General features: G+C 69.9%; 1 protein-coding gene. It reads left to right on the forward strand.

Annotation, left to right across the window (positions count from 1 at the left end; genetic code table 11):
• On the forward strand, nucleotides 1–785 hold a 785-nt coding region (locus DBR23_RS26220), incomplete at its 5' end, for a cytochrome c (protein WP_146191455.1).
• Nucleotides 786–1,008 lie beyond the last annotated feature (223 nt).

Below are 1,008 nucleotides of genomic sequence, written 5' to 3' on the forward strand. Positions count from 1 at the left end.
ACGCGACCCCGTTCAAGCCCGACCCGACCCGCCCACCCGAATGGAATCGGGGCGCCTACCTGGTGCAGGGCGTGGGCCACTGCGGCGCCTGCCACACGCCGCGCAATGCGCTGGGGGCGGAGCAAGGCGGGGCTGCGTTCCTCTCCGGCGCCATGATTGACGGCTGGGAGGCGCCTGCGCTCACCGGCCTGTCGAAGGCGCCCGTGCCCTGGACGGCCGATGCGTTGTATGGCTACCTGCGCCACGGCCACAGCCCGCAACACGGCAGCGCCTCCGGCCCCATGGCGCCCGTGGTGCGCGAGCTGGCGCATCTGCCCGACGACGACATCCGCGCCATGGCGGGCTACCTGGCCTCGTTCACCGCGACGGACGCGGCTGCCCAGCCTGTCCCTGACCCGCAGCAGCGCGCCCAAACCGCCGTGGCCCAGGCCGCCGCGCTGGCCCCGCAACCCGGCCAGGCCCAGCGCCTGTTCGACGGCGCCTGCGCCGCCTGCCACCACGACGGCGACGGCCCGCGTCTGCTGGGCGTGAACGTGCCCCTGGCGCTCAACAGCAACCTGCACAGCGACCGGCCCGACAACCTGCTGCAGGTCATCGTGCACGGCATCCGCGAGCCCGCTGCGCGGGACATCGGCTTCATGCCCGGCTTCGGCCACGCGCTCAGCGATGCGCAGATCACCGAGCTGGCGGGCTACATGCGCCAGCGCTACGCCCCCGGGCGCCCGGCGTGGCGCGATGTGCCCGAGGCGCTGGCCCGCGTGCGGGCGGGGCCTGCGCATCCTTAGAGCGGCTAACAAAACTCTTCTGGTGTTGTTGCTGTGTCTTGTCGTACTGCCTGCGACACAGTGCCTAGCCAGAACCGCTTCGCTGAGTTTTGTTCGCCGCTCTTAGACGGTTCCGACGACCCTCCAGGCCGTGTCTGGGGGATCGTCAGCACGTTTTGAAGCCTTTTGGTGCTGATGCGATAGTGGAATATGCGCAAGCAGCTATCAAAAATGGAGCACACGG

This window comes from Acidovorax sp. HMWF018 (genome assembly GCF_003061035.1).
GTDB classification, from domain to species: Bacteria; Pseudomonadota; Gammaproteobacteria; order Burkholderiales; family Burkholderiaceae_C; genus Acidovorax; species Acidovorax delafieldii.